The sequence below is a fragment of the Collinsella sp. Sow4_D11 genome, from assembly GCF_052116465.1.
Classification (GTDB): Bacteria; Actinomycetota; Coriobacteriia; order Coriobacteriales; family Coriobacteriaceae; genus Collinsella.
Genome location: NZ_JBQKLA010000001.1, coordinates 179,241 through 199,783, shown reverse-complemented (window position 1 = coordinate 199,783; position 20,543 = coordinate 179,241). Strand labels below are relative to the sequence as shown.

The 20,543-nt window shown below is 60.2% G+C and carries 14 protein-coding genes; 6 read left to right on the top strand and 8 right to left on the bottom strand.

What is annotated here, in order from left to right:
- Nucleotides 1–323: 323 nt before the first annotated feature.
- The 3 genes from queA to ACTQ40_RS00825 all read right to left on the bottom strand — a co-directional run bounded on the left by queA (nt 324) and on the right by ACTQ40_RS00825 (nt 2,906).
- On the bottom strand, nt 324–1,535 hold the full coding sequence (queA, locus tag ACTQ40_RS00835) for a tRNA preQ1(34) S-adenosylmethionine ribosyltransferase-isomerase QueA (RefSeq protein WP_441563161.1): 1,212 nt from the start codon (nt 1,533–1,535) through the stop codon (nt 324–326).
- A 70-nt stretch (nt 1,536–1,605) separates the two neighbouring features.
- A complete protein-coding gene (locus tag ACTQ40_RS00830; protein ID WP_441563113.1) occupies nt 1,606–2,181 on the bottom strand; it encodes an epoxyqueuosine reductase QueH in 576 nt (191 codons plus the stop codon).
- Nucleotides 2,182–2,336: 155 nt separating this feature from the next.
- Nucleotides 2,337–2,906, bottom strand: coding sequence for a DUF3267 domain-containing protein (locus tag ACTQ40_RS00825; RefSeq protein WP_441031447.1), 570 nt, complete (start codon nt 2,904–2,906; stop codon nt 2,337–2,339).
- 132 nt (nt 2,907–3,038) lie between these two features.
- Here ACTQ40_RS00825 and ACTQ40_RS00820 point away from each other — a divergent pair, with 132 nt between their 5' ends.
- Entirely contained in the window at nt 3,039–5,189 is a 2,151-nt protein-coding gene (locus tag ACTQ40_RS00820) for a methionine--tRNA ligase (protein WP_441563112.1), read from the top strand.
- A 151-nt stretch (nt 5,190–5,340) separates the two neighbouring features.
- Complete coding sequence (locus ACTQ40_RS00815; RefSeq protein WP_441563111.1) at nt 5,341–6,444, top strand: RsmB/NOP family class I SAM-dependent RNA methyltransferase; 1,104 nt, start codon at nt 5,341–5,343, stop codon at nt 6,442–6,444.
- 21 nt (nt 6,445–6,465) lie between these two features.
- Here ACTQ40_RS00815 and ACTQ40_RS00810 read toward each other — a convergent pair whose 3' ends face one another.
- On the bottom strand, nt 6,466–6,636 hold the full coding sequence (locus tag ACTQ40_RS00810; protein WP_154515803.1) for a hypothetical protein: 171 nt from the start codon (nt 6,634–6,636) through the stop codon (nt 6,466–6,468).
- 209 nt (nt 6,637–6,845) lie between these two features.
- Between ACTQ40_RS00810 and ACTQ40_RS00805 the strand changes: the two genes are divergently transcribed.
- The gene (locus ACTQ40_RS00805; protein ID WP_441563110.1) at nt 6,846–7,919 is read left to right on the top strand and encodes a hypothetical protein; all 1,074 of its coding nucleotides are present in this window, start codon (nt 6,846–6,848) and stop codon (nt 7,917–7,919) included.
- Nucleotides 7,920–8,025: 106 nt separating this feature from the next.
- Here the strand turns inward: ACTQ40_RS00805 and ACTQ40_RS00800 are convergent, their stop codons facing one another.
- Complete coding sequence (locus ACTQ40_RS00800; RefSeq protein ID WP_427719822.1) at nt 8,026–8,916, bottom strand: DegV family protein; 891 nt, start codon at nt 8,914–8,916, stop codon at nt 8,026–8,028.
- A 318-nt stretch (nt 8,917–9,234) separates the two neighbouring features.
- On the opposite strand from ACTQ40_RS00800, the gene ACTQ40_RS00795 reads away from it, so the two are divergent.
- The 3 genes from ACTQ40_RS00795 (at nt 9,235) to ACTQ40_RS00785 (ending at nt 12,252) form a co-directional block, all read left to right on the top strand.
- A complete protein-coding gene (locus ACTQ40_RS00795; RefSeq protein WP_427719821.1) occupies nt 9,235–11,151 on the top strand; it encodes a fructose-1,6-bisphosphatase in 1,917 nt (638 codons plus the stop codon).
- A gap of 78 nt (nt 11,152–11,229) precedes the next feature.
- On the top strand, nt 11,230–11,625 hold the full coding sequence (locus ACTQ40_RS00790) for a GtrA family protein (protein WP_441563109.1): 396 nt from the start codon (nt 11,230–11,232) through the stop codon (nt 11,623–11,625).
- A 219-nt stretch (nt 11,626–11,844) separates the two neighbouring features.
- Nucleotides 11,845–12,252, top strand: coding sequence for a GtrA family protein (locus ACTQ40_RS00785; RefSeq protein WP_370450581.1), 408 nt, complete (start codon nt 11,845–11,847; stop codon nt 12,250–12,252).
- A 338-nt stretch (nt 12,253–12,590) separates the two neighbouring features.
- Here ACTQ40_RS00785 and ACTQ40_RS00780 read toward each other — a convergent pair whose 3' ends face one another.
- The 3 genes from ACTQ40_RS00780 to ACTQ40_RS00770 form a co-directional block, all read right to left on the bottom strand.
- Nucleotides 12,591–13,481: a DUF4430 domain-containing protein gene (locus ACTQ40_RS00780; RefSeq protein WP_441563108.1), complete on the bottom strand. Its 891-nt coding sequence runs from the start codon at nt 13,479–13,481 to the stop codon at nt 12,591–12,593.
- Between the two features lie 9 nt (nt 13,482–13,490).
- Nucleotides 13,491–18,422, bottom strand: coding sequence for a DUF4430 domain-containing protein (locus ACTQ40_RS00775; RefSeq protein ID WP_441563107.1), 4,932 nt, complete (start codon nt 18,420–18,422; stop codon nt 13,491–13,493).
- Between the two features lie 350 nt (nt 18,423–18,772).
- Nucleotides 18,773–20,536 (bottom strand): ABC1 kinase family protein, encoded by a 1,764-nt coding sequence (locus tag ACTQ40_RS00770; protein ID WP_441563106.1) that lies wholly within the window; start codon nt 20,534–20,536, stop codon nt 18,773–18,775.
- Nucleotides 20,537–20,543: the final 7 nt, after the last annotated feature.

Here is a 20,543-nt window from a genome sequence, read left to right as displayed (position 1 = left end):
AAAAACACTCACCGCAACGTTTTGATTGGTGCAAAGGGGCCAGGCTACTTTGCACCAACTTGGTGCATATAAAGCAGTCCCCATTGCACCAACAACGTTTGCCCAGATAAAACCTGCCAAAATAAACCTGTCCCTTTTTGGCAGGTTGAACCACGGCAACGCCAATGTTTTGGCGAAGTCAGCGAAAACGCCCCTAAGCGAGCAAGGTGACGTGAAAGAGGAGGGCATTGACCTTCTGGTCATGCCCGACGATTGAACGTCAGATTGCCGCTTAGGGGCGTTTGCAGCGTCGGCCGGTCCGCCGTTCGGCAGAACGGCGGAACCTACAAAATGAGCATGGCGTCGCCAAAGCTGAAGAAGCGGTAGCGCTGCTCGATAGCGGCGGCATAGGCATCCATGATCTGATCGCGGGTGGCAAGTGCGCTCACGAGCATCATGAGTGTGGAGCGCGGAACATGGAAGTTAGTGATCAGCGCGTCGACCACGTGATAGGTCGAGCCGGGCATGAGGTAGAGCTGCGTCGTCGCGTTCTCGCGCGCCACGATGTCACCACGGCCGAGCGTGTCGGCCCCGTCCTTACGGCCCTCAAAATAGCGCGCTGTCACAGCCGGATCGGACACCGGCGCGTCCGCGTCAAACGCACTCTCGAGCGAGCGGACTGCGGTGGTACCGACAGCAATCACGCGATGCCCCTCGGCCTTAGCCTTATGCACGGCGTCGACAACCTCCTGCGACACGTGATAGCGCTCGGTGTGCATCACGTGCTGCGTGGGGTCGTCCTCCTCCACCAGACGGAAGGTATCGATGCCCACCTCGAGCTCGACGGCGGCAAACTTCGCACCCTTGGCCTCGATAGCCGCCATGAGCTCGGGCGTGAAGTGCAGGCCCGCCGTGGGAGCGGCAGCTGAGTGCTCCTCCTTCATGGCGTAGACGGTCTGGTACTTCTCGGGATCGCCCTCGTAATCGGTAATGTAGGGCGGCAGCGGCACGTGGCCTGCAGCATGGATGGCCTCATCGAGCGTGCGCGGGTCGCCGGCGGCATTGCAACCGGCTGGCTCAAAACGCACCAGGCGGCCGCCGCGGCTATCGGTGACAAAGTCGACGACCTCGGCCGTCAGCACCACGGGCGCGCCCTCGGGCGCATGGGCGCCACCGGCGCGATACTCAATTTGAGCGCCGGGCTTTAGGCGCTTGCCCGGCTTGACCAGGCACTCCCAAACGTGACCCAGAGGATCCACGTCCTCGCGGCGCTTGAGCAGCAGCGTTTCGACCACGCCGCCCGAGCCGGCCTTGCGACCGATAAGACGGGCCGGCATCACGCGCGTCTGGTTGATGACGAGCACGTCACCCGGCTCGATATAGTCGATGATGTCGCGGAAGATGCGGTGCTCGACGGTGCCGCCATGCTCCAGCGGCGTTCCCGCCTGGGAGCCCTTGCGATCCACCACCAGCAGGCGGCAGGAGTCACGCGGCTCAGCAGGAGCCTGGGCAATCAGTTCCTCAGGAAGGTTGTAGTCAAAATCATCGGTACGCATAGACACGTCGAATACTCCTTATATAGCTAAAATCCGCTCTACATCCTAGCAGGCTACCAGCCCAAAAGAACTACTTTTTGGCGGCTTTGCGCTCGTCGCGGATGCGGGCGCGGTCCATGGCCGCCTCGACGGCCGAGAATCGGCAGCCGCAATAATTCTGCCGATACATACTCAGCTCGCGCGAACGACGCGTCGCCTCGGGATAATACGGGCGAAAATCGCGAATGACCGGGGTGAGACCATGTGCCGCCGCCAAGCGCTCAAGCACATCGTTGCAGGTTTCGAACAACTGATACGGCGAGACGGCGAGCGTCGTGCCCACAAACTCAAACCCGCGCTCCTGGGCCACACGGCATGCCTCGGCAAGACGCAGGGCATAGCACGCGCGACAGCGACGGGGTCGATCGGCGCCCAGCGGGGCCACGCCGGCCTCCCAGCGCTCGCGGTCCTCCCCCGCCTCGATGAGCTCGATGTCGCCATCGGCACACCACCGGCGAAGCTCGTCCAAGCGGCGCTGCCATTCATCGCGCGGCTGAATATTGGGGTTGGTCCAGCAAATCGTGGGCTCAAACCCCTCCTCACGCAGCAGACGAACCGGCTCCAGCGAGCACGGCGCACAGCACGCATGCAGCAGCAGCGGCTTCATGGACATCTCCTCCCAATCTTTGCCCAGGGTAGTCTTTTTGGGACGGGGCTATTTTGACTACTTTTAACGTCAAGCAGTCAAAAATACCCATCTCCAAAAAGTAGTCAAAATAGCCCCGTCCCAAAAAGACTAAAAATAGCCCCGTCCCAAAAAGACTACTGTCCAAAAAAGCGCACGCCAAAGGACGTGTCCTCGCAGGCGACAATGCGGCGGTCGCGCAAAATGGTCCGCACGTAATACCAGTCGCCCACACAGCCCGACAAATGCAAGCCGGCCGCCAGGTAGCACAGCAGCGGATAGCCCGAAAACGCAAACCCCAGGGTAAACGCTGTCGTCACGACAACCGTCGGCGCCAGACAAACTGCCACGTACCGCCGGCGCGAATACACCACGCCCTCGGCGCAGGCATAGATCATGCACGTCTCGAGGTTCGCCCCAAAGGTCACGTGCGCACCGGCGGGCGCAAACAGCTTAAAGAACACGCCGTGCACCAACTCGTGCACGGCAAATGACGCCGCCGAAACCGCAGCCAAGCCGACTATCCAGCCCAAGACGGCCGTCCAGCCACCCGCGTCAGCCGCATCCAAGTCCGCGGGCCCGCCCAGCAGCATAAACACCGGCACCAGGCACACGGCAAATGCGCCAAGCACGGCCATCCCCCACACAAAGCAAGCGTGCAGGAAATCCTCGTCTTCAAACGCATGTATGTTGGAAATCTCATTCATAGCATCTTAGGATAGCGCCCCTGCCACGTACCCGTCCGCATGTGCGATAATGTCGAACGATATGCACGAATTGACCACCGCGTCGCCGAGCCCCGCGTCCGGCCACGCTCTCACCATATGCGAAGGAGTCCCATGGCATCCAAATACTCCATGAACGACCGTCCCAGCTGGCCTCGCCGCGCCATCGTTACCGCCGGCGAGCCCTATGGCAACAAGGGTCTTCACTTTGGCCACGTTGGCGGCGTCTTTGTCCCGGCCGACTTCTTCGCCCGCTTCCTGCGCGACCGCCTGGGCCGCGAGAACGTCATCTTCACCTCGGGCACCGACTGCTACGGCTCGCCCATCATGGAGAGCTACCGCAAGCTCAAGGAGAACGAGGGCTACGATAAGTCCATTAGCGAGTATGTCGAGTCCAATCACTCCCGTCAGGCCGCGACCCTCAACAACTACAACATCAGCTGCGACATCTACGGCGGCTCGGGCCTTGAGCCGGCTGCGCAGATTCACAACAAGGTGACCGCCGAGATTATCGAGCGCCTACACGAGCAGGGCACCATCTCCAAGCGCTCTACCCTTCAGTTCTACGACGCCAAGGCCGGCACGTTCCTCAACGGTCGCCAGGTCATCGGCCGCTGCCCCATCCAAGGCTGCAAATCCGAGAAGGCTTATGCCGACGAGTGCGACCTGGGCCACCAGTTTGAGCCCGAGGAGCTCATCGCGCCCAAGAGCCAGCTCACCGGCGAGGTGCCCGAGCTGCGCCCGGTCGACAACCTCTACTTCGACCTGCCGGCCTACCTCGAATTTATGAAGACCTATACTGCCAAGCTCGCCCAGAACCCGCAGGTTCGCTCCGTGGTCTCCAAGACCATGGAGGAGTGGCTGCTGCCGGCACAGCTCTACATCCAGAACAAGTTCCGCGAAGCATTCGATGCCGTCGAGGATCAGCTTCCCGAGCACACCGTGCTGGAGCCCGAGGGCAACAAGAGCAGCTTTACCGTCACCTTCCCCAGCTGGAAGGAGCGCGACGATGCCCACGCGGTGCTCGCCAACGGCGGCGTGCGCTTCCGTAGCGGCAAGGCGCTCGTGCCCTTCCGCATCACCGGCAACATCGACTGGGGCGTTCCGGTGCCCCAGGTCGACGGCGTGACCGATGTCACCTGCTGGTGCTGGCCCGAGAGCCTGTGGGCGCCCATCAGCTACACCCGCACCGTGCTCGCCCGCGACGCCCGCGCCGCCGGCGTGACCGAAGGTGTCGCCGCCCAGGACGCCGCCCTCATGGGCGAGCCCGCCGCCGATTCCACCCAGGTCCCCGCACCCACCTACCAGCACAGCTCGCTCGACTGGCGCGACTGGTGGTGCTCGGACGACGCACAGATCTACCAGTTTATCGGTCAGGACAACATCTACTTCTACTGCATCGCGCAGACCGCCATGTGGGAGGCCCTGGGTTGGAACCTCACGCAGAGCACCGTCAGCGCCTGCTATCACCTGCTCTACATGGGCAAAAAGGCCAGCTCGTCCTCGCAGACGCCTCCCCCGCCGGCAGACGACCTGCTCAACCACTACACCTGCGAGCAGATGCGTGCGCATTGGCTGTCGCTCGGCCTGTCCGAGAAGCCGGTGAGCTTTAGCCCCAAGGCATATGACACACGCGTGACCGGCAAGGACAAGGACGGCAACGAGGTGCGCGCCTGCGACGACAAGCGCGTTATCGACCCGGCCCTTAAGGAGAGCGCGCTTTTGACCGGCGTGTTCAACCGCCTGGCCCGCAGCTGCTTCTACGGCGTCGCCGTCAAGGAGGGCGACGAGAGCCCGTACCGCAACGGCTGCATCCCCGCCGGTGCCGCCTCCGCCACCGTGGTCGAAGCCGCCGAGCAGGCAGCTCTCGCCTTTGAGCAGGCCATGTACAAGTTCGAGACGCACCGCGCGCTCGCCGTGTGCGACGACTACCTGCGTGCCGCCAACAAGCGCTGGAGCGACGCCTCCAAGGCCGCCAACAAGCTCGAGGGTAGCGAGGCAAACGCCGCAATGACGCAGGCCCTCGTCGACGCCTTTACCGAGCTGCGCATGGCGACCGTGCTCATGCACGGCATCGTCCCGGCCGGCTGCGAGCTCATCTGCGAGTACTTCGACGTTGACCCGGTCGCCTTCTTTAGCTGGGACAACATCTTTGCCTCCACGGACGAGTTTGTGGAGAGCCTGGGCGAGAAGCCCGGCGAGCACCGCGTAAAGCCGCTGCCCCCGCGCTTCGACTTCTTTAGCAAGCACGAGAGCCAGTACTAGACAAACGCCAAGGCAGACTAGTCAATTTGGGACGGGGCTATTTTAGCTACCCCGTCCCAAATTTAACTGCAACGCCTGCCGAAGCGGACGGGCAGCTAAAATAGCCCCGTCCCAAATTGACTACTTTTAATGGAATGGGAAGGAAAGACGGATGTCCAAGCCGCGTCGTCGTAAGCAGAAAAAGCAGGTTAAGCCCGAGCTCAAGCTTAGGCAGTTTGCCGCTACCGAGCTTTCCGACCAGCTTGCCGCCCAACACTCCGCCGCCGACCTGCCGCGCTTTCTGGTCGATACGGTCGCCGGCGCCTATGCGCCTGCCGATGCCGAGCTCATGATCGAGGGCTTTGGCGCCGCGGCGACACGCCCGGTCACGCTGCGCGCCAACACGCTCAAGGCAACCGCCGAGGACATCGCCGCCGCGCTCGACGCAGCCGGCATCGCCCACCAAACCGTTGCCTGGTACCCGGACGCTTTTATCCTGCCCGAGGCCCAGGTATCCGATCTGTGGGATCTCGACATCTACCGCAACGGCAAAATCTATCTGCAGAGCCTGTCGTCCATGATGCCTCCTTTGGTGCTGGGCGCTCAGGCCGGCGAGGATATCCTGGACATGTGCGCGGCCCCCGGCGGCAAGACGACGCAGATCGCCGCCCTTACCCGGGGACAGGCACACCTCACCGCCTGCGAGATGAGCATTCCCCGCGCCGAAAAGCTCGAGGCCAACTTGGACCGCCAGGGCGCCAAAAACGTGCCCGTCATGCGCATCGACGCACGCGAGCTCGACGAATTCTTCCGCTTTGACCGCATCCTGCTCGACGCCCCCTGTACCGGCACGGGCACCGTCATCAGCGGCAACGAGAACAGCCTGCGCGGCCTGACCGAGCAGCTGCTCTGCAAGTGCGCCCGCTCGCAGCGCGCGCTTCTGGACCGCGCCATGGGCGCCCTCAAGCCGGGTGGCACGCTCGTCTATTCCACTTGTTCGATCTTGCCGCAGGAAAACGAGGACGCCCTGCAAGAGGCCCTCGACAAACACATGGACTGCGAGCTCATCCCCCTCGACGGCACGCCGAGCGAAAGTGAAACGCGTCGCGCCCAGGAAGCTGGCGAAGAGCCACGCGTCGAGTTCAACGCCCTCACCGAGGCCATCGCCACCGGCCACGTCTCGACCGTCGCCAACGGCATGCCCGGCACGCTGACCATCCCGCCCAGCCGCGTCTTTGAGGGCTTCTACATCGCTCTGATCCGAAAACGCAGCTAGCGCACGGACCAACTCAACAAGCTATCTCCGTGCGCGCCTGTCCTGCTGGTCACGGTGCTGCTTAAGTGCCTCGCGTTCCTTGCGCTCGGCTCTTTTGCCCTTAATGGCCGTAACCACAAAGTAGATGACCGCGGCGGCTACGATTGCGCCCACGCATAGGCCAATCGAGCCCAATAATGTCGAGATTTCCATACCGCGTCACCTCTCTTTTGTATACGGGACATCCAAGATAGCACCTCAAAACCTGCCACCACAGCTCCTTCACGTTCGCCGGCCCTTCAGTCTAACGGATGGCGCGGCGGGGAATAATCAACTCGTCAAACGTTTTAGCAACGTAGCGCCGGTCGCACGCTGCCGACCGCACATTATAGAAACGGACCACAATGGATTCTCTCAACGATTTGAACGAGCGTGTTGACGCTTTTGTCGCCACCAGCTCCTTCGACACGCCCGCCGCGACGAACGACCAAGCCCCCATCGATGTTCCCGCCGAGGTTCACGAGGACATCGTCGCCTCGGTCGATTTCTCAGAGGTTGAGCTTGCGGACGAATTTACCGAGCCCCAGGTGGCTGTAACCCCCAGCGGCCTTTTGCCCATGGAGCCGCTGCCCATCGACGGGCGCCTGCGCAAGGCGGCCCTCCGCATGCCCGATGAGATCGAGGAGGCCAGCGGCTTTACGCTCTTTGGACGCCGCATCAAATCGCTCATCTACACCACCGACGTGGCGGTCATCCGCAACTCCAATGCCGACGCCGTGTTTGCCGTCTACCCCTTCACGCCGCAGCCTGCCATTACGCAGGCGCTGCTGACTGTTGCCGAGTGCCCGGTCTTTGTGGGCGTTGGCGGCGGTACCACCACCGGTAAGCGCTCCGTGCAGATGGCGGCCGTCTCCGAGATGCAAGGCGCGGCGGGCTGCGTGGTCAACTCCCCCGCTACCGCCGAGATGGTCGAGCACATCACCAACATCGCCGACATCCCCGTCATCGCCACGGTCGTTCGCTGCGATGACGATGCCCACGCCAAGGTGCGCGCCGGGGCCAAGATCCTCAACATCGCCGCCGGCAAAAACACACCCCAGGTCCTACGCGAGCTGCGAGAGCACTATCCCAGCCTGCCGCTCATCGCACCGGGTGGCAAGACGCCCGAGAGCATCCGCGAAACCATCGCCGCCGGCGCCAACGCTATCATCTGGACGCCGCCTTCGGCCCAGCAGCTGCAAACCGACATGATGGAGCGCTACCGCAAGATGAAGGAAGACGCCACGCCTGTCATCTCGCGCGACGATGTGCCCATTATCGACCAGGTCGCCGCCGCCGAGGTCAGCCAGGTCGAGAACATGAATCCCGACGTGCCGATTCCCGACGAGGTCATCGAACGCGTCGCCTCGATCCACGATCATATCGAGGAGCGTCGTGCCAACCGCGGACTCAAGCCCTCGCTACACGGTTTCTTCTTCCGCGGAAAGAAACGCTAGCAAAACATCTTGGCCCGCCCCGCAAACAACGGGACGGGCCTTTTTCTGTTATCAAATGTCAGGAGGACAGGCGTAGCCGTTAAAACCGTCAGCCAGCCCACAAACGTTAGTCCACGCGCTTGTCGCCCATAAAGAAGAGCGCCACCGTACCAGGTCCGGTATGCGAGCCAATCAGAGTACCGATGTCATTAATCTCAATCTTGCCTTTAAGCTGCGGAACCTGTTCCTCGATCAGCGCCGCAACTGCCTCGGCATCCCCGCGACACGCCGAGTGCGACATGATGCACTTACCCGAATAATCCGCACCGCCCTGCACGTGTGCCATCATGGTCTTAGCCATCTCGGAAATAGCACGCTTCTTGGTGCGAATCTTCTCACGCGGCGCCAGCTCACCTTCGCAATCGACCGTCATAAGCGGGCAAATCTTGAGCGCCGTGCCGATGATCGCGCTCGCGGCCGAAATGCGACCGCCGCGCAGGTAGCTCGACAGATCGGTCGAGAAGAACCAGTGGTGAAGGTTGAGTTTATGCTCCTCAATCCAAGCGGCCGTCTCGTCGAGCGAAGCGCCGCCATCGCGAACGTCGGCGGCACATTCCGCCAGCAGGCCAAGGCCCGAAGACGCCGCCAGCGAATCGATGACGCGCACCTTGCCGCCCTGGGGATAGCGATCCGCGAGCATCTGCGCCGCAACGCAGGCCGATCCATACGTGCCCGAAATACCCGACGACAACGTCAGGTGCAGCACGTCTTTACCCTCGGCAACAAACGGCTCCCAAAACTCCTCGTACTCACCCACGCTCACCTGAGACGTCTTGGGCATGGCGCCCGCGGCAATCTGAGCAAAAAACTTGTCCGGCGTAATCGACTGATACAGATCGTCCGTATAGACAACATCGTCGATCTCGTAATGAAAACACACGACAGGAATATTGCGCGACGCAAAGAACTCACGGGTTCGATCGGCGGCGGATTCACAGGTCAGGACAAAATCACTCATATGAGGCTCCTTACTCATTGCTGCGCAAATTATCGCACAGCATGCGTGAATACGGTACAAATGTCCGTTATTTACCAAATTGAACCAAAGGTAGTGAACATCTTTACCGTCATCATCTCTAGCGATCCCGGAGGTATGCGCCTGCAAAAATGACCCCATGTCTCCACTCAACCGCCATATCTACCTTGACTAAATCGATTTGGCAAACCGTTCGGCCAACAATTCAATCTCCACACCCCAATCGAAACAAAAGCAGCGCATACTGATAAACGTTTGACGCTGTTTATCAGTTTTACCAACCACATCGGAAGGTGTTTCATGGTCGCATTCGATCGCAATCCGCAAGACTTCAAGTATCTGCGCCTGCTGTCGAGACAGTTCCCCACCGAGCAATCCGCATTCACCGAGATCATCAACCTCTCGGCCATCCTCAACCTACCCAAGGGCACCGAGCATTTTATGAGCGATGTGCATGGCGAGTACGAAGCCTTTATGCACATCCTCAACAACTGCTCGGGCGTCGTGCGCGAGCATGTCGACGAAATCTTTGGCGACACGCTCTCCTTTAACGAAAAGGGCGAGCTGTGCACGCTCATCTACTACCCACGCGAGAAGATCGATCTGGTCCGCAGCCGGCACGAGGACTCGCCCACCTGGTACAAGACCATGCTCAACCAGCTCATTGTGGTTGCCCGCTCGCTTTCGAGCCGCTACACCCGCTCCAAGGTACGTAAGGCCATCCCGCGCGATTACGCCTACATCATCGACGAGCTGCTGCACACGCATCCGGACGAGAACAACTACCGCGTGCGTTATCACGAGCGCATTATCGAATCCATCTTGGAGACCGCCAGCGCCGACGACTTTATCGAGTCGCTCGCCTCACTCATCAAGCGCCTCGCCGTCGACCACCTGCACTTGGTGGGCGACATCTTCGACCGCGGCGGCGGCGCGGCCAAGATTATGGACCGCCTGCTCACCTATCATTCGCTCGATATTCAGTGGGGCAATCACGACCTGTTGTGGATGGGCGCCGCTGCCGGCGAGCCTGCCTGCATCGCCACGGTGCTACGCAACAACCTGCGCTACGACAACTACGAGATTCTCGAGAACGACTACGGCATCTCGCTGCGCGAGCTTGTCGCCTTTGCCAACGCTACCTATACCGCCGGCGAGCCCATCAGCCCGCTCATCAAAGCCATCAACGTTCTGCTCTTTAAGCTCGAGGGCCAGATTATCCAGCGCCACCCCGAGTTCGACATGGCCGACCGTCTACTGCTCGACAAGGTCGATCACGATGCCGGCACGGTCACCCTCGCCGACGGCAGCGTGTGGCCGCTCACGACCAACGACTTCCCCACCGTCGATCCGGCAGACCCCTACACGCTCACGCCCGAGGAGCAGCACATCATCGACAAGCTCGTGTCCGAGTTTGTCACCGCCGATCATCTGCATCGCCACATCGATTTCCTCTATACCCACGGCTCCATGTATAAGGTCGCCAACGGCAATCTGCTGTTCCACGGCTGCGTACCGCTCAACGAAGACGGCACCTTTAGCAGCATGAACTGCCTGGGTACCTGGCACGCCGGCCGCGATTATTTTGATTTTTGCGACTATATCGCCCGCCGCGCCTGGCGCGTCGGCGACCGCGATGCTCTCGACTGGATGTGGTACCTGTGGATCGGCTTTAACTCACCCGCCAGCGGACGCGTGGTGCGCACCTTCGAGCGCGCCTACATTGCCGACAAGAGCACGTGGGTCGAGCCGATGGACCCGTACTACACGCTCACCACGTCCTCGTCCGTTTGCGACGACATCATGCGGGAGTTTGGCGTCGCCCCCATGGCTTGCTCGCCGACGGGCCATATCATCAACGGCCATACGCCCGTCAAGACCACCAAGGGCGAGCAGCCCATCCGCGCCAACGGAAAGTTGCTGGTCATCGACGGCGGTTTCTGTCGCGCCTACCACCCCAAAACGGGCATCGCCGGTTACACGCTCATCTCGAGCTCGCGCGGATGCCGCCTCAAGTCGCACCAGGCCTTTACCAGCGTTGCCGAGGCGCTCACCCGCAACATCGATATCGAGAGCGAGACCAACCGCTTTGACGAGGCCGACCGGCGCCGCATGGTGAGCGACACCGATACCGGCGTCAAGATTCGCAGTCAGATCCAAGACCTGCGCCAGCTCCTCGATGCATATAGAAACGGTGCTATCGAGGAGCGCGCCTAGCCCCGCCTGCGGGGATTGGTTAAACTTGCTGGGTTTGTCATCCCCGCGGCGCCCCGGCGCCACCCTAAGGCAGGTACCATGCAAAAGCTCCTTGCGCAGATCATAAAGTTTGGCGTCGTCGGCGTCGTTGCCACCGTCATCGACTTTGGCATCATGAATCTGCTCCACTACGGCCTGGGCCTCAACATCTTGATCGCCAACACCAGCGGTTTTATCGTCTCGCTCATCTTTAACTACGTCGCGAGCATGAAGTACGTGTTTGCACACAAGGAAGGCATGAGCCGCCGCCGCGAGTTCATCATCTTTGTCGTGCTATCCGTTATTGGCCTGGCGCTCAACGACGGCATCGTGCTGACCCTCAACGCCGGCCTGGGACTCGAGGCCAATATCGCCAAGATTTGCGCTACCGCACTCGTCATGGTCTACAACTTTGTAACGCGAAAGATCTTCCTAGAGGGCGAGCAGGCCAAATAGCTCGGCCTCCTCGTTGCACCACGGGGACCTGCGGATGACGCGCGTCGAGCGCAGCGTTGCCTGAGCCTTGCTCGTTTACGGGCAAATTTGCAGCGTTTGCAGATTACCTCTTGAATATTTGGCGAGTTCGTATAGTTCTTGCCAAAGACCTTACGTTTGCCATGCAAAAGCTCTAAAGTATCTCGTTGCTCGATTCATCAACGCATTGGATGTGATTACGTGCGCAACGCGCTGGCACAACCTCATACCAAGCAGTTCCTCAAGTTCGCTGTCGTGGGCCTTATCTCCTTTGGAGTCGACTGGGGCATGCTTATTGCGCTCGTCGAGCTGTTCCACCTCGACTTTTTGATGAGCACGACGGTCTCGTTTACCACGTCCGTCGTGGTTAACTACTGGCTCAGCATGAAGTACGTGTTCGACCATCGCGAGGGCATGAGCCGTAAGCGCGAGTTCACGATCTTTACCATCCTGTCGGTGATCGGTCTGGGCCTCAACGACCTGTACATGTTTGTGGGCGTCACGTTTTTGAGCATCGGCTACCAGGCCATGAAGGCCATCGCCACGTTCCTGGTCACCTGGTACAACTACTTTAGCCGTCGCTTTTTCCTCGAGGGCGCACGGTCGTAGACGGCCCAACATACCCTTGCATTCGCAACCGGTTGGAATTCCCATTCCAGCCGGTTTTTGTTTGCAGAGTCTGCCGAGGAAGGCGGGCTACGGTGCATGAATGGGACGCAATTTCCCCATGAACGCCGTTCCGGAAAGTGTATCCCAGATTGCAGCCTCAGAATGGGATGCAGCTTCCGCAACGCCGTCCTAGCGGAAACTGTGTCCCGGAATTCACCTTCAGGGTGGGATGCAATTTCCGGTTGAGCCTCGATTGGGAAACGACGCCCCATTCGCATAAAAACGGACGGCTCGGATGTTTGTCCGAACCGCCCGTTTGGCGTGTTATGTCGAGGCATTTAGCCCGTTACGTAATACCAGACCACGCTGTCGCCATTGGAGAGAACGTAGTTGCTGCAAGCCGTGTTGGGCGTTACGCCGTTGACAGAGTACATCCAGCCGCTTGTACCACCGTGCTCCTTCTCGGCCAAACCGCCGATAGCGGCGACATACGTGCCGTACGATGAGCCGTGCGCATTGACGGAAAGGCCCAGGGCGCACAGGGCATCGTAGGGGGTAGCGCCCTCGTTGAAGGTGAACGTACCGCCAGAAGACACCGGGTTACCCACGGCACTCGACGTCACTGAGACCGTCACAGTAATGTAGCCAGGCTGCTGCGAGCCGCCCTGATTGCCAGCAGAGGCGCTGTCGCCGTTGGATACAGACCCACCGCCGGTCGCCGAGCCGCCGCCCGAAGAGGAGCCGTCAGAAGAACTCGATCCACCAGCGGATTCGGAGCCCTGTCCGGCAGACGCGTTGTTGGACTTCTTGCCGCCCTTGTCTTCGGACTTCTTCTCTTTCGAATCCTTGTCTGACTTCTCGTCCGAAGACTCGGAAGCGTCCTTGGAATCCGATTCATTCGAGTCCTTGGACTCGGAGTCCACAGCGTCGGAAGACGAGGAGCCCGCTGTCTCCGTCTTGCGAGAGGCGATAGAGCCAGAGTCGGCAACGCTCCTCCCCGCCACGGCCCGAGCGATCCAATCGATGGACCAGGCACCGCTGGCGGAAGGGTGAACAAAGCCCAGCGAGACGACAATCAGCGCGATGCAGACAGCCGTCAGAGAGCCAAGCAGCGCCTTGCGCCGAGAGGCGGACGCCGCCGAGGCGGCTCCCTTTTGCTTTCCATCGTCGAGCTGGATGAACGACGAGTCGGGTTGCTTGGAGTCGGCATCCTGAGGTTTATTGGACACAGCTCTCACCTACCGGTGCTTGGTAAACACGAACACGCCAATGACCGCAAGTCCGATCACGCCGGCCGCTACGCCGACAATGGCGAGCGGGTTGAAGCCAGACTGCTGTGCCGGAGCCTCAGCGGATTTCTTAGCGGTAGTCGCGGCAGCCGAGCCCGTATCGGACTTGGAGCTGGACTTGCCGGACTTCTTGTCAGACTTCTTGCTGTCCTTCTTGTCGCCCTTGCCGGAATCCTTCTTGGAATCCTTGCCGTCCTTGGTCTCGGTCGTGGTCGACGACACCGGCTTCTGCCCAGGCGAAACAGCGCCGCCGCTCTGCTGGCCGTTTGTGCCGTTACCGGAACCAGAACCAGCACCGGCATTACCCGAGCCGCCATTGGAGCCAGAGCCACCGTTACCGCCAGGGTTAACGGCATTCTTGGTCCACTTGGCGTAGAGCGTCATATCGGCCGTCACGACGTCTTTGGAGAAATTCCAAGCCTGATTACAATCGGCATCCTTATACCAGCCTGCAAAGGTGTAACCGGAGCGCTCGGGGTTCGCAGGGGCAATCATGGTCTTGTTTTGTGCGGTCATAGCGCTGGGAACCGTGCTGCCACCGCGCGTATCGAAGGCCACCGTATAACCCGGAGCAGCCTTGAGAGCAAATAGCGTACCGGAATCGTTGGTGTAGTAAAGGTTGCCCTGGACATCGGCGATCACGCTTGCAGTGCAATAGTTCGCATTGGAGCCAGACGGCGTATAGATCTCCACAGCCTCGCCAGTTGACTGGTTAAAGCAGTAGACAGCGCCCGGAGTCTTGTTGCAGGTAAAGTACACGTAGACATCGCTGCCCTGCACAGATGTAATCGGAGAGGCTTTGACCTCGGCCATTTTGCCCATATCGAGAGTTTTCTCGACCTTCATGGACGCAAGGTCGACAACCGTGAACTGGCCGTTATTCGAGGAGTCGCTTCCGCCAACATAGACCTTGCCGTTTGCCACGGCAGGCGTCGAAGTCGAGGTGTTCGCAAATGCGCAAGAGCCGACAATACGAAGCATGTCGCCCTCACGAACAATCTTATAGAGCGTTGCCGGCTGACGTCCAACAGCCAAAAAGGCCGGATTTCCGTCCTCGGTGCCAGCAGAAACGATCGTTGCACGAACGGGATTTCCAGACAGGCTCACAGAAGATTTGACCTTGCCGGATTTGCCGTCAATGAGCTTCACGCAACCGCTCTCGTCACCGATAACAAGATCGGAGCCGGAAACGGCGGCACCCGCCCAGTAGTAACCCTCGCCGGTCGAGGAACCGGTCTTTGTGGTGACATCCGACCAGACGATCTTGCCCGTCGCAATATCGATGCAAACCATGGCCCCGCCCGTTGCGGTACCGGAAGCGCCGGCACCCGTGACAAACTCGGCGTATACACAACCGTTCGCTACCGTCATGGTCGAATTCGCCTGATAGCGCCCGCCCGCGGCAGGAGCCTCGAGCGCAGAGGTCTTCCACACGCACTCAAGTGTCTCGGCAGAAAAGGCGTACACGGAACCATCGTCGTTTGCCGAGATAATCAGACCATCCGCGTACACAGGACGCGAGAAATAGTAAGTGGTCCCGCCCTTGGAAACGCGCGCAACAACCTTGCCCGCGTTGTCGATCTTGACGAGCTCGGAGTTCGTGGTAACGAAAACGTAGCCGCCCGCAATGATGGGGTCGCCCAGCGAAACCCACTTATTGGCAGCCGTGGCCAGATTGACCTTCCACAGCTCCGCGGCAGACTCGGTGGGCGTCGGCGTGTTCACGAGCGTCGTGCCGCCCGCATTGCCAAAGCCGTTCCAGCTTGCGGTCCAGTCCGGACGCGAAGCGAAGGGATTGACGATGAGGCCCTCGAGGGGCTTCTCTTTATCTGCAGCGTAAACCCACTGAACCTTGTCTCCCGGCTTGAGGGTAACCTGGCCCGCCATCTTTTGAGAATACTCGCCGTTGACATAGAGCTGCCAGTACCTGCCGGTCGACTGCTCCCAGCCGTAAGTCTTGCCATTGCGCGTGATGCTGGCAAGGTAGAACGAGGCACCGGACGTACCCTGGCTGTCATAGGTGAGACCTGCGGCCTTGAGCTCCTGCTCGGTAAGATCGGCAGCGGTGGATCCATCAGACATCTTGACGTCGCTGGCAAACGCCCATACGGAGTTGCCGCCATTCTCATCCGGTCCGATGAAGCTCACCGAGGCTTTGACGGTAGCCTTACTCGCATCGTCAAGGCTTGCGCCAAAGGCGGAGTAATACAGCACGACGCTATCGCCGGGGGCGAGGTGAACCTGGCCGGCGCCGACCTCAGACGCCTTCCCGTTAACAAAAAGCTGCCAGTACTTGCCCGTCGACGCATCCCAGCCCAGCTTGCGACCATCCGCCGAAGTGATATCACTCAGATAGTACCCTGCCGTGCCCACACCGGTCGCGGTATGGGTCATGCCCTTTAAGGCGTCTTCAATCACATCGCCGGCAGTCGAGCCGTAAACGACGCTCTTGGCGGAATCGGCCCAAACCTCGTCGTTGCCGTCGGCGTCGACGCCAACGAGCTTAAAGGCAACGGAAATCTTGGGGTCGGAATGATCGACCGTACCAACAACGCGATACGTCGCTTTAACGCTCTGGTTAATGAGGCTCTGCAGCTTAGCGTTCTCGGGATGCGCCTTCGCCAGAGATTCGTACTTGGCGTACGTCAGGTTGCTCTCGACCGTAACAAGGGTATCGGCCTTGGGGCGCGTCACCTTTAGATTTTCGTTCGAGATGACCGAGGTGTCGCTCGTACGATACGTGCGCCAGTCGTTCCCCGACATCGCGTCGTATCCAGGAAGGTCTGCTGCCACAACGCCGGACAGCTTGCTGTCCTTACCCTTGCGGTACTCGATGCCGCCGTCTGCCGTAGGCACCGCCTCGGCAAAGGTCGACAGATTCTCGGTAACCGCGTCAACCGAAGCGTTATCGCCGAGCAGAGACTTTGCGTAGGCATCCTTGACCTGCTGCATAAATGCCACAGCTTGGTCAATCTCGGAATCGTCGATGGGCTTAACCTTGATGACGATGTCGCGCGTTACGGTTATGCCGTCCTTGGCAAGCGTAGCCGTAATAACTACTTCATTCGAGACGCCTTTGATATCACGGGTAACAACCACGCGGTAGCCGTTGACCTTCGCAACAGCCTCATCGTTCGATGCATAGGAGAGCTTGGCGCCGGATGGAGCGTCGATACCAGAACGACGGAGCAGCTGGATGTCGCCCTCAACGGCATTGGCATCGATTACCTTGTTGGTAGCGAAATCCTTGAGCACAATGCGGTCAAGCGCAGCTGACAGCTCGGCCTTTTCGGCATCGATCTGCTCCTGAGTTTTCGCCTTGACGGTATAGGTGACAAGATAAGCCGTCCCGTTTGACGGGGCATTATTGTAGCCAGGAACCGCCAGCGAGAGCGTAGCCGTGAGCCAAGCAATCTGGTCGGTCATACCGTGGGTATACGTAACCGTCGGATCGCCGTAGCTGGAATTCACCTTGGCAACAGAGTCATCAAGACTCATCCAGTCAATAGAAGCAACCTTTATACCGTTGATGCTGATTGAGCTGGGAAGCGTTCCCTGCGTGACGCCCGCCTCAATCTCGTCGGGCGGACCCTCAGCATGAGCCCATGCCGCCTTAAGATAGGCGATGACCTTGCCGCCGTCCCATGCGAGCGTCGATGCGCGACCGGGCGTATACGACACACTCTCGGAGCCAAGCGTCAGCGTATACGTCGGCGTAAACTGGCGAAGCAGCGAGTAATCAAGCGCGGAGGTCTTATCTGCAGGAGACAGGAAGAAATAGGAGATCTTTCCATCATCCGCGATGCCGCCATCCTGCTTGGGATCGCGACCGCCATAGGTTACGCCCGCAAGCGAAACCTTGATATCCGAGTAGCCCAAGTTGGCAAGCTTCGCCGAAAGCATGGAGCAGATGTTGGTATCGGTTCCCTGGGATGGATTGGGATACCAGCCTGAATAGCCATCGGCTTTGAGCTTCGCAACCGCCTCGTCCAGCTTCTTCGCATCGTCAGACTTGGGGGCCTCGGGCTCGGCAGAAGCCTCTACGGGGTTCTTGAGGCTTGCCGTGAACTCGTAGTCACCGGCGCCGGCGCCATACGTAACACGGCATGCGACATACTTGCCGGCAAGATTGGAGGTCAGCTTGAGCTCACGAGCAGTTGCGCCTTCGATAGCGGAGTAGCCCGACGCCGTCGGAGCGTTAGACTGGCTATTGCCGACATACCACTGGTAACCCAGTTTCGCGTACTCGGTCTGGGAAATCTCGACGTTGTCCCATTCGTCGTCGTCCCAATAATAGGCTGCGACCTTAACGGTATCGCCAACCTTGGCGATACCGCTGCCATAGGCAAGCCCGTTGCCGTCAGCATCAACAATTTCAGCCGAGTCAACGGTTACGTATGCCGAACGCGCGGAAACGGCGACGGAGTCCGACGAATCACCCTGCTCGGAAGCGACAGATGCCGGGGCGGCCAAACCCTCTGTATCGGTAGCATCACCGGCCGTCGCGTTATCGCTGCCAGCGGCATTTTCGGCAGCATCATCGTCGGCGCCATCGGCAGCAGCGCTCGCCGCCGCGCTGTTCGCGCCCTCGTCGGCCGCCGCGCCCTCGCCGCCCGTCGCAGCCTGAGCCACAGACTCGGCAATGCCCTCGGCGCCCTCGGCCCAAAGTTGCGCCGGCGTGGTGCCAAAAGCCATGGCAAAAGCCAGGAACGCCACCAGACCGCGCTTGGCTATGCCGCGGGCAATCGCTCCATGACGACGCCACGAGGCGCGCTGGCACTCGTCCTCAAACATATCCATTTGTCTCCTACTGTCTGCACTTGGAGCATTGCCCAGCGGCTGCCCCACGTCATCGCGCACATTGCGCTCGAGTACCCCCATCGGGGTCCCCCTTCCCTCCAGAGCCCAACGCGTACCGGCGGCATGCGCCGCGGCCGCGTGCAAGATGGGAGGCGATCCGACTTAGCCTTACCGACCCGGGCGCGCCGTCCGATCTGCGGCGCGGCCATCCCGGGCCAAGAGGAATTACGGTTACTGGTACAGCCGGGGACTTGCACCCCGATTCTCCCAAACACGCAGGAAAACCGCGCATTCGTGCGTCTCCGCACCACCATCTAGGCCATCGATTATTACTGTCAGTATGGTAGCACGCAAAAGGGCCCCGCACGCAGGCGAAGCCCAAGGTAAAAGCTATTGTTTGCGATAGGAGAATGCGGTGACGGTCGCAGTCTCTACCGCTTGCCGCCGTGACTGTTACGCCAGATCTCGCGGCCCAGCATCAGCGCCAGCACCAGCGCACTCACGTAGCCCATAAAGCCAATGACCGGAATACCGAACACAACCGGCTCGATGCGCGCGTAGTACACAACCGACGAGCCGATAAACAGGCCGGCGATCACAATTGCCATCGACATGCGGTCGATAATTCCACCCAGCTGTCGCAGCGCCTTATCGCTGCTCATGATCTGCGTGTTCACCTTAAGCTGGCCGCGCGTGAGCATGCGCGACGCCAAGCCCAGATACTCGGCCGCCTCGAGCGAGCCTTTTGCCGCGCGATAGCTGCTCGCGGCAAGATCGCGCCCCATTTCGCGGACGCGCGCATAGGTGCTCTTCTCGTTTTTGATGTGCGTCTGGATAATCTGGATCATGTTGACGTCGGGCATGTACTCGGTCAGCAGACCCTCGAGCGTCACCATGCCGCGCGCGAACATCGTCACCACGCTCGGCAGCTCAACGTCGTTTTTGCGCGCCAGATTTAACAGCGAGGTCAAAAACTCACCGATATCCAGGTCCTTAAGGTCGAGCCCTGCAAAGTCGGCGACGATAAAGTCCAAGTCGGACAAAAAGGCCGAATGGTCGAGCTCGGCAGAGTCGCCGCGCGTCACGGCAAAGCGCATAAGCGAATCCTTGAGTTTGGGAACGTCACCTTCGGCCACGGCGAAAATCATGTCCTTGACGATACCGCGGTCGTGACTCGACATGCGCCCGACCATGCCCAGGTCGATAAAGTAGACGATGCCGTCCTTGAGGATGATGTTTCCCGCATGCGGGTCGGCATGGAAAAAGCCGTCGTCGAGCACCTGCGTCGAGTAGTCCTCGACGATCGCGGCGCCAATCTTTTCCAAGTCATAACCCTCGGCCTCAAGGAGCTTGGGATCGGCAATGGAGATGCCGTCGATGTAGTCCATGACCACGACGTGTTCGGTACAAAGGTCCAAGTAGGATTTGGGACACGAGACGCCATGCACGCTTTTGTGGAAGTCATAGAAATCGTTGAGGTTTTTGGCCTCGGCCAAAAAGTTGGTCTCCTCGCGAAACGAGGTCCACAGCTCTTCGACCACGCCATGCAGGTCCACAAACTGGTCGGTGTTGACGAACTTGGAAACGATGCGTACCACCGAGCGAATGATGTCGATGTCCTGAGCCATCACCTGCTGCGCGCCGGGGCGCTGCACCTTAACGGCCACGTCCTCGCCAGTCACCAGACGGGCGCGGTGCACCTGCGCGAGCGACGCGCTACCGAGCGGGTTGGGGTCAATCGCGTCGAATATCTGCCCCAGGCGCTGGCCGTATTCCTCTTCCAAACAGCGGAGCACTACCTCATACGGCACCGGCTCTACGTCGGAGCGCAGACGGCGCAGCTCGTCGCAAAACCGCTGCGGCAAAATCTCGGAGCGGTTGGCCAGAATCTGCCCCATCTTGACGAACATGGGACCGAGCTCTTCGAGCAGACGACGCAGGCGCACCGGCGTGAGGTTGTCCCATACGCGGTACTTTTTGATCAGGCGAACAATCTGCCCAATGCGCTCACGACGACCTGCCGGCGTGAGCTGGTATTCCTCGTCCGGCGCCATCGCGTCGGGCTCCTCAGGGACCATATCGACAGCGCGCGGCTTCTTGCGAGCGCCCGAGACGGCGGCCTCGACCTCGTCGACAACCGCCGCCTCGTCACCCAAGGGATCTTGATTGTTGTAATCGGTGGTGGAATCTGCCATCTGCGCT